5 protein-coding genes are annotated in these 8,885 nt (G+C 35.5%); 2 read left to right on the top strand and 3 right to left on the bottom strand.

What is annotated here, in order from left to right; translation table 11 throughout:
• Positions 1–39 precede the first annotated feature (39 nt).
• The 3 genes from A0J48_RS20355 to A0J48_RS20345 form a co-directional block, all read right to left on the bottom strand.
• Positions 40–2,088 (bottom strand): S-layer homology domain-containing protein, encoded by a 2,049-nt coding sequence (locus A0J48_RS20355; protein WP_200326345.1) that lies wholly within the window; start codon positions 2,086–2,088, stop codon positions 40–42.
• A gap of 572 nt (positions 2,089–2,660) precedes the next feature.
• Positions 2,661–2,807 (bottom strand): hypothetical protein, encoded by a 147-nt coding sequence (locus A0J48_RS27175; protein WP_234301048.1) that lies wholly within the window; start codon positions 2,805–2,807, stop codon positions 2,661–2,663.
• A gap of 111 nt (positions 2,808–2,918) precedes the next feature.
• On the bottom strand, positions 2,919–3,461 hold the full coding sequence (locus A0J48_RS20345; RefSeq protein ID WP_200326343.1) for a hypothetical protein: 543 nt from the start codon (positions 3,459–3,461) through the stop codon (positions 2,919–2,921).
• A 978-nt stretch (positions 3,462–4,439) separates the two neighbouring features.
• Here A0J48_RS20345 and A0J48_RS20340 point away from each other — a divergent pair.
• Positions 4,440–5,588 carry a vWA domain-containing protein gene (locus A0J48_RS20340; RefSeq protein ID WP_200326341.1) on the top strand — a complete coding sequence of 383 codons (1,149 nt, stop codon included), beginning with the start codon at positions 4,440–4,442 and terminating at the stop codon, positions 5,586–5,588.
• Between the two features lie 17 nt (positions 5,589–5,605).
• Positions 5,606–8,851, top strand: coding sequence for a tubulin-like doman-containing protein (locus tag A0J48_RS20335; RefSeq protein WP_200326339.1), 3,246 nt, complete (start codon positions 5,606–5,608; stop codon positions 8,849–8,851).
• Positions 8,852–8,885: the final 34 nt, after the last annotated feature.

Below are 8,885 nucleotides of genomic sequence, written 5' to 3'. Positions count from 1 at the left end.
CCCCACACCCCACACCCCACACCCTACACACCCTACACCCTAATTAATGGGTTTAACACGGTGGAGGGCGACTAGTGCCTGATAAATCATAGCGGCAACTTCGCCGCGTGTGGCATCTTTTGTTGGTGCAAGTAGGGTAGAGTCTGGATAATTGACAATCATTTTATATTGTGTGGCAGTAGCGATCGCAGTGCGGGCATATTCAGGAATAGATTTTCTATCACTATAGACAGTTAATAAATCTGTGCTGGCAGCAGGTAATCCCAGTCCATTGACTAGAGAAACAATCACTTGTAATCGTTGTACATTTTGATGGGGACGAAAAGTGCGATCGCTAAATCCGCCTACAAAACCCCCACTAGCAGCCTGTTGAATCGCCTTAGCTGCCCAAAAATCTGCGGGTACATCAGTAAATTCTGGTGTTTGCCGTTTGGATACAGGGTTAAAAGCAGCAGTAATTAAAGCCGCATATTGGGCGCGAGTCATGGGTTTATCTGGCTGGTAACTACCATCAGCAAAACCTTGAGTTAAATTCATACTTACCAAAGCCCGAATAAAAGGTTCTGCCCAATGTCCCACTAAATCAGAAAATGAGGGAATTTCTGTATCTGGTTTGACAATGTAAGCAGAAGGAATAGCTTCCATTTGTCCTTTAGCTACCAATGCTTGATAAATTAAAGCCGCTACTTCTGCGCGGGTTATTTCTCGTAAAGGTTCTAATAATTGTGTTCTGGGATAGTTCACTACTAATAATTTTTGCGTAGCCACTGTCATAGCATTAGTCGCATAACTAGGAATTTGCGCCCTGTCTTCGTACACTATTAAACCGTTGGGGTTACTGCCAGTAAATTTCAAACCATTGACAATAGATACTATGGCTTGCACCTTGGTTAAATTTTGTCCTGGTCGAAATGTGCCATCAGGGAAACCACCCAGAAACCCTCCATCAGCAGCACTAGCAATAGCAGCAGCAGCCCAAAAATCATTTCTTACATCTTTAAATTTATTTAAATTTTTACTTTCAGGGAGTTGAAAAGTTTTAGTAATTAAGGCAGCATATTGAGCGCGGGTAATTGGTGTCGATGGTTGAAAAGTACCATCAGGAAAGCCACTGATAAAACCTTTATTTACTAAAACTTCTACAAAAGCAGCTGCCCAATGTCCATCTAAGTCGGAAAAACCCGTACTAATTCCCACCTGACTGGGAGTGTCGGCTGTAGCGGTAATAAATTCTACCACTCCTTTGACCTGGGTAAGATTCAACTGATTACCTACAGAAATTAACTTTTGAGTCGATAAATTCTGGACATCAAATTCACCTTGATTTCTAAAAATATTATCAGCTGGATCTTGTTCTTTACCCAAGTCAGGAATGGCATTTCCATTTACCAACAAACCACCTTGACTATTTTTGCAGATCAGATTGCGTCGTAGTACAGGACTAGCATCACGAGATAAAGCGATCGCAATTCTGTTATTTGTGAGTTTATTATTAGCTACTAGAGGAGCCGCAAAATCACTAATAGCTATTCCCACCGGATTATTATCAAACACATTCCGCAACACTTCCCCTTTGCTATAACGTGCCATCATTAACCCACTGGCTACATTCTGCACAAACAGATTATCCAAAATTGCAGGTTTAGCGTTACCAGTTGTAAATATCCCTTCTCTACCACATTTACTGAAAGTATTATTTGCTAAAGTCGGACTTGTTGACTCAATCCAAATCCCAGTACCCTTAGAAATAGGATTGCTGATAGTTACACCCAATAAACTCGCATCACCGAGTAGCAATAATGTGATATTTTGCTTACCAAAGCTAGGACTTTGATACTCTCCACTCCCAGAAATGATAATTAACTGACCTTTGTTAGCTTCATTACCCACTACTAGCATCCCTCCACCAATAATTAGGGGGAAAATCTCACCAGTAGCTGTGCTGTAAGTCCCAGGTGCTAACTGAATGATTGCTGGTGATTGAGTTGCTTTTAAAGCACCAGTGATGGTTCTGACAGGACTCAGCCGAGAACCAGTATTAGTATCATTTCCGGTAACAGGATTTACATAGATTGTGGAGATGACCATAATTGATAATCTATAATTCTTAATTAAGAATTTATACTCTATAATTTATACTTTGAATTTGTCAAAATTAAAAGCTACCCAACCCATTGAAAAGTCGGGGATATTGTTGTATGCGGTTAGTCTAGTTAAGTGTCAGTTAGGCAGTGAGGTTTAGCGTTTTAAAGATTGGATGATATCTTAATTTATATAAATAAAAAATGTCAGAATCAGGATTTCTGGTTACTGAGCGAAGTCGTATCGCTAAAGCGAAAGCTACGCTAACGCGGAGCGTGACGTTAGCCATAGTACAGGATTAAAGGATTTTCAGGATGATGATTTTGTCAGAATCAGGATTTTCAGGATTAAAGGATTAACAGGATGTTTGATTCAGACTATTTTCCTGAACTGACTTTTATAGTACCTTGTGGTTGAGAAGCAGAATCTTTTTGTGTAAATTCATCAAATAACTTAAAAAATTCTGCAAAAGCAGAGTTTTCATCTTTAGAGAAAAAGAGAATAATCTGATCCCAAGTTTGATTATAAGTAACATTATATTTTTGTTGAATCCAAGTTTGAAAACCTGCAAATTCTTGTTATTGCGTAGTTTGAGGTATTTGCATTTGACGACGTGCAAAGGAATAACCAGCTCTACAGGTAGTAAGGTTAGATATAGTTGAACGTCCTAAGTACATGGATGGACGTTTTTGGATCTTGCGGATTAAATCGTATAAATCTAACATAATTTTCCTCTTGTTTAAAATGAGAAATTGCCTAATTGCTTTTAGGAAAATTGGAGTATATCTTAATTTGTAGCAATAAAAAATGTATAGCTTAATTTTAAGTATTTATCGCTATGGATATGAATCTAAACGTGCAGATGCTATTACTGGTATATTAGGTGTGTATTCTGGTGAGCCATCAGGATGAAATTTAATAAATTTAGAATAATTTTTTTGAAATTGTTCTGTATTTTCAACCTCATATAGCCATTTACGAATTCCTCTTATCACTGAATCACAGAATATATCTATATCAACATAAAGAATACCTCTCCCACCCAAATCATCTAAGAGGTTATGCAGAACAATTTGTCTTTCTGTAGTCATCATCTTTGTATAAACAAAGGCTATTTTCTTAAAAGAAGGAGTTCCATGAACAATTGAAGTACCTTGATGAACTATTTTATTCCTAAATAAATAACTTTCTTTTCCAGTTAATGTTTTATCATCAACGTACTTATCAAACCATTTCACATAAAATTCTTCGTTTGAAGAACCTTTTGGTGAATATGATATCGCTCCTGCAATGTCAGGTAATACTAGAGTTGATATCAATGCTAAATAATAAAGATTACAATCTAATGCTTTTTCAATTTGTTTAACTAACTCCTCCATTCCTATAAGTCCTCCTAGATTACAAAATGTGATGAGAAACAACTCACTTAAAATTATTGGGCATTGATGCTAAATTTTAGAGAAATTTAATGTTAGGTTTTGTACCTTAACTCAACCTACTTGCTAAAACTTACGAATCTCTGATCTGAGAATAAAAATGTAAAGAAAAGAAAGATACAAAATCTCCATATTACCTACCAAACGACATTATAAGATATACCACAAAACGACCACTTTGACCAACAAAAAACAAAATATTTACAAGAATAATAGAAGTAATAAAAGCAAAAACAGTTCCAATAATAGCCGTAGCCACAAAAGAAAAAAATGTGTGAACAAAGGCTTAAAGTTTGATGTGTAGAAACTACTGGTTGTAAAAATTGACTGTATGAATTTACAGATTGATTAGTTGGCAAAAACTGAGATTGAGATTGCTTGACTTAAGATGAGTGAAAATGATTTATTTGCTGATTTCCAGAAGGCTAAAAATAGTAAGCTGTTGGAATACTAGAAACGTAGAAATTTATTTAGGTAGCAATTAATTTTGTGCTTGCCAGATAGGTATTTTCAATCTAAAATCTAAAATCCAAAATCTAAAATTGAATCACCTTCCCCAAAATCCCCCCATCCGCTAAGGGACTTCCAAATAAAAAAATATCCACTCGTTGAGTAAGCAGGGGTGCAGGGGACGCAGGGGACGCAGGGGAGGAAAAATTTTTCGCTATCAAAATTGGATAATTTAATTTCTGGAAGTCCCTAAACTCAAAAATGCTGCGTTAATCCTAATCATGTCCGACTCCCGGTTTAGTGATGTCTTTGATTGTCCGATACCTGCTAAGAAAATAACACTTTCATCAATACACTATTTTACCACTTTGTCAATGCGTAACTCCTATAACAATATTTATATTTTTTTGATGAGATGCGTTGTCATTAGTAGCAATTTGCAGATACACTACAAAATAAACAGTATGATTTGTGACTTTGACAAGAATTACCCCTGGACAACTGCTTACTCCTAGCCAAAAACTTGGCTTAGATTTAATCGCCATTTTGGATCATGGAAGACGGGATGTGGTCTTAGCAATTGACATTACTGAAAGTGTGGGATTAAATGACCAAGGTCGTATCCGCTTACGTCAAATAATTGAAGACAGTCTCAAACCAGGAGACTCAGTTTACATTGTTCCTTTTGCAAAGGATGTGATTTTAGCAGAGGATATATCTCCTGAAAATCCATTAGGAAAACCTATATATTTTAGTAGTAACAACACAGAAAACATTAACAATGTATTAGCTAGAATTCCTTTTAATTCTGACCCCAATCGCTATGGGACAGATATCCAAAGAGCAGAATTAATTGTCTATCAAGGTGTAGCGCAAATTAATCAAAATCGACTGGCAAACAATCAACTAATTAAGCCACAGTCGGTTGTTTGGATTACTGATGCACCTTTATTTACTCAACCAGGAATTAATTCCCAAGTTTGGATAGAAACCCCTGCTGATAGTCCTATGAGAATAGCAGAATCATTGGAAAGTCAGGAGCGCCAGAATTGGATTAAGACTTTACCTTTAAAAGAGCGATCGCTTACAATTAAAAATCAAGATAATAAAGATTATAAACTATCTGTCGTAGACATTAATCCTATAGTTCAAGAATTTTGTACACCAGCACCAGGAGGGAAAGAGACTTGTTTAGTTAATCCTTATTTACTGAAACAACTATGGCTACCCAGTTTAATTTTATTATTAATATTTGCTGCTGGAATTTGGACTGTATTCAAATTCACCAAACTACACAAAAAATGGGAAGTAAGAATCAAGTTGGAAGCAGGAGGAGAAGATGAAGAACAAATATGTAGATTAGCAAACAAGAAAAAAATAGCAATTGGTGAATATGACCCTAGCTGTATACATTCTATCGACTTGCCAGGTGGAGAATTACAAGCATATCTAGAACGTAAAGGAAACAAGCTTTATTTAGTTCCACAGGCAAATGCAAAGATTGAACTTAACACCAAAAAAATTCTATCCCGCACTCTCGTATCTAGTTCCAATTTTGCCCTAACTTGTCCAGGTAAACGCCAACGCGAACACGAAATTTTTATCAAAGTCAAAAAATAGTATTCAGGGGAAAAATCATGACTCAAACATCGGCAAATGAACCACAATATAGAGGAATTAATCGCACAATTTGTATCGGTTTAGGTGGCACTGGCAGAGATGTATTAATGCGAATCAGACGGTTAATTGTTGACCGTTATGGAGACTTAGATAATTTACCAATTGTCAGTTTTGTTCACATAGATACAGATAAAGCAGCAACCCAAGTCACAGGTATTAGAACTGGGAGTACCTATCATGGTGTTGATTTGAGTTTTAAAGAAGCTGAAAAAGTCAGTGCTACCATGTCATCGAAAGATGTCACTATGTTTGTGGATGGACTAGAAAGGCGTTCAGAATATAATAGTTATGGACCCTATGACCATATTGGCATCTGGTTTCCTCCTCAGTTATTGCGGAATATCAAAGCAGTGGAAGAAGGTGCAAAAGGTATCAGACCTGTAGGAAGATTAGCCTTTTTTCACAACTATCAAAAAGTGAAAATAGCTATTGAAACAGCAGAAAGACGCACCAGAGGACACGAAGCTTTATTACTGAAATCTGGCTTTAAAATAGATCCAGGATTAAGTATTTTTGTTGTTGGTTCTCTTTGTGGTGGTACGGGAAGCGGAATGTTTTTGGATGTTGCTTATAGTCTGAGAAATCTTTATGGTGAAAAAGGCGCTAGAATTTTAGGTTATTTAGTAATTAGTCCAGAATTGTATGGTAATACTACTAGAATGATTGCGAATACTTATGCTGCATTAAAAGAATTAAATCATTACAGTAGTCCTGGCACAGAATTTGCAGCTTGTTATGATATTGAAAATTTATCAATTATTAAAGAAAAACGTCCGCCCTTTGATTATGCTTATTTGCTATCGCATCAAACAGGGGGTGAATATGAAATACTCACCCAAGGTAAACTATGTAATGTAATTGCCCATAAAATAGCGTTAGAATTTTCTGGTGAATTAGCTCCAGTTATTAAAGGAAATCGAGATAATTTTCTTCCACACCTAATTCAGTCCGACAAACACCCCCGTCCTAATAGCCAAACATACTTAACATTTGGACTATCGGCAATTTATTTTCCTCGTGACACTATCATTCAAATAGCTTTAACTAAAGTAAGTTTAGAGTTAGTCAAATTTTGGTTAAATGGTAAAGGTCAAAGTCCCGATCCTGTTAACTTACTTGAACAATTTTTGATTCAACATCACTGGCATAATGATTTAGCAAAACGAGATGGATTAACTAATAAATTAGCCGAGTCTGTAGAAGAATCTAATAAGACTTTTAGTAATAGTCTCAAAACTTGGCAAAATAAACTATCAAGGTTAATCTCTGAATGTAAAAATAAAGATGACCGTGCAAATCTACGGCAACAGTTAGCAACAGAATTTTATAAACAATTCCGCACAGTACAACCAGGAGAAACGGAAAGTATTCGCGGTTATTGGTTGACAAAATTAATTCAAGCTACTCCTAAAATCACCAAGGAACTTAATACCAATATTGATGATTATCTAATTCAGCTACTTACACCCATAGAAGCTAACTTTTCTATTAGAAATACCCGGAACTGGTTAGAAGCTTTGCAACATGAACTGCATAAATATCAAAGGGATTTGCAAGAATCAATCACTGATTGTGGGGGAATGAAACGTATAGAAGATGTAGAAAGAAAATGGGATAATACTGATCAAATCATTGAAGAACTGGAAAATAAATTTATGCTGATTGGCAATTTAAAAAATAGCCAATTTCAAGAAGAATGTAAAAAAGCTATCCAAGAAGTTTGCAAATTGATAAGGCATAATTTTGATTTAACAGTGTTACAAGAAACACTAAAAATAGTTAATCACTTACAAAAGCACGTTCAAGAAAGAGAAAAACAAGTTGCTGCTTTTAGCAGTTTAGTAGAAGACTTACAAAGTGCTTATGAAAAAGAGGAACGAGAATTAAAACAACTGAATTTTGATGAAATGAGTGGGGAGGCAATTTTTGATAGTGAAGATATAGAACTTTGCTATCAAACAATGTTACCAGAAAATGATGTGCGTCCTCAATTAGTATTAGCAAGTTCAGCGATTACAGAAGCAACAGGTAAAGGTCAATCTTTAGCATTTTTCCTCAATATAGAACGAGCTACATACTCTCAGCTAAAACAAGAAATTGATCCCACAGTTGTCAAAATATTTGCTTTTCGTGGTAGCAATATTGTTAATTCTGTGATTAAACGCTTCATGAAAAAATATTCTTCATCCGCCGGTTCAACTCGTTTAACACAAATTATGCAGGAAGCTCAACCATTGCTGCGTTTAAATTTAAGTGATCCTTATTTCCGAGATGAGGATGATAAAAGTAGTAAATTAGTAGGATATAAAGATACAGATGAAACAGAAGTTAGAGATTTTAAAAAATTACTCACACAAGATTTAGGAGTTTCCACAACGGCTTTAAAAACAACTCAAGCAGATGATGAAATCTTAATTGTCAATGAGTATGCAGGGTTTCCGTTGAGATTAATTAGCAGTTTAGAAAAAATGCGAAACCCATATATACGAGAGCAAAATTCTGGTACATCTTTTTTACATAATGATTCTCGCGCTTCTTTTACTGATATTATTCCCCCTGATGCTAGAAGAATGGAAGAACTGGAGGATATTTTTTATCCTTGTTTAGCTTTGGAATTGTTAAATGAAAATCAGCAAACTCAGGAATTAGAGTTTCAACATTATGACTCTTTCCAAGATAGTTATTATACTGCTAATTTGAGTACAATTTGGATGCAAGCTTTAGAAGATTTGGCCAATAACCGTAATATGGCGGATACTTTGCAGAAGATTTTAGATGATGTAATTTCGGAAATGCAAAATAATCCCCAACTATGGGAAAATGAATATCTACCTAAACTGCGGCAATTTCCAGATAAACTGAAAAAAATACCCGAAGATAGTCCTAATTTTCCTCATATCCAAAAAGTCTATGTTTCACCAAATATGCAACCTACAGTCAGAGAGGGGGTGATAAATCGTTTTTGGAAGAAGATGGAAGCAAGATTTAGAAATCAAAATTCACTTCCACCTAGAGACAAGATCGGAAATCAAAAAGCTATTGTTGGGGAAATAGTTCCTAGTTCTCCTGTAGAGAATAATGATAATCGTGTAAAACGAAGACAAGAATTAGAGCAGCTTAAACAAGATTTAGATAACGGTTTCATTACTCCAGAAGAATACGAACGAGAAAAACAAAGAATCTTTCTGTTATATCCACTGTAGTTAATTTAGTTTGTTTCTGGGTAGTTCACATCTA

The organism is Sphaerospermopsis aphanizomenoides BCCUSP55 (assembly GCF_001586785.1).
GTDB classification, from domain to species: Bacteria; Cyanobacteriota; Cyanobacteriia; order Cyanobacteriales; family Nostocaceae; genus Sphaerospermopsis_A; species Sphaerospermopsis_A aphanizomenoides_A.
Note: the sequence above shows the minus strand (reverse complement) of the source record. Positions and strands in the feature narration are given on the sequence as shown.

What these genes read in the sequence shown, in the direction of transcription:
- A0J48_RS20355 (WP_200326345.1), bottom strand. Translation starts at nt 2,088, where the DNA reads ATGGTCATCTCCACAATCTATGTAAATCCTGTTACCGGAAATGATACT.
- A0J48_RS27175 (WP_234301048.1), bottom strand. Translation starts at nt 2,807, where the DNA reads ATGTTAGATTTATACGATTTAATCCGCAAGATCCAAAAACGTCCATCC.
- A0J48_RS20345 (WP_200326343.1), bottom strand. Translation starts at nt 3,461, where the DNA reads ATGGAGGAGTTAGTTAAACAAATTGAAAAAGCATTAGATTGTAATCTT.
- A0J48_RS20335 (WP_200326339.1), top strand. Translation starts at nt 5,606, where the DNA reads ATGACTCAAACATCGGCAAATGAACCACAATATAGAGGAATTAATCGC.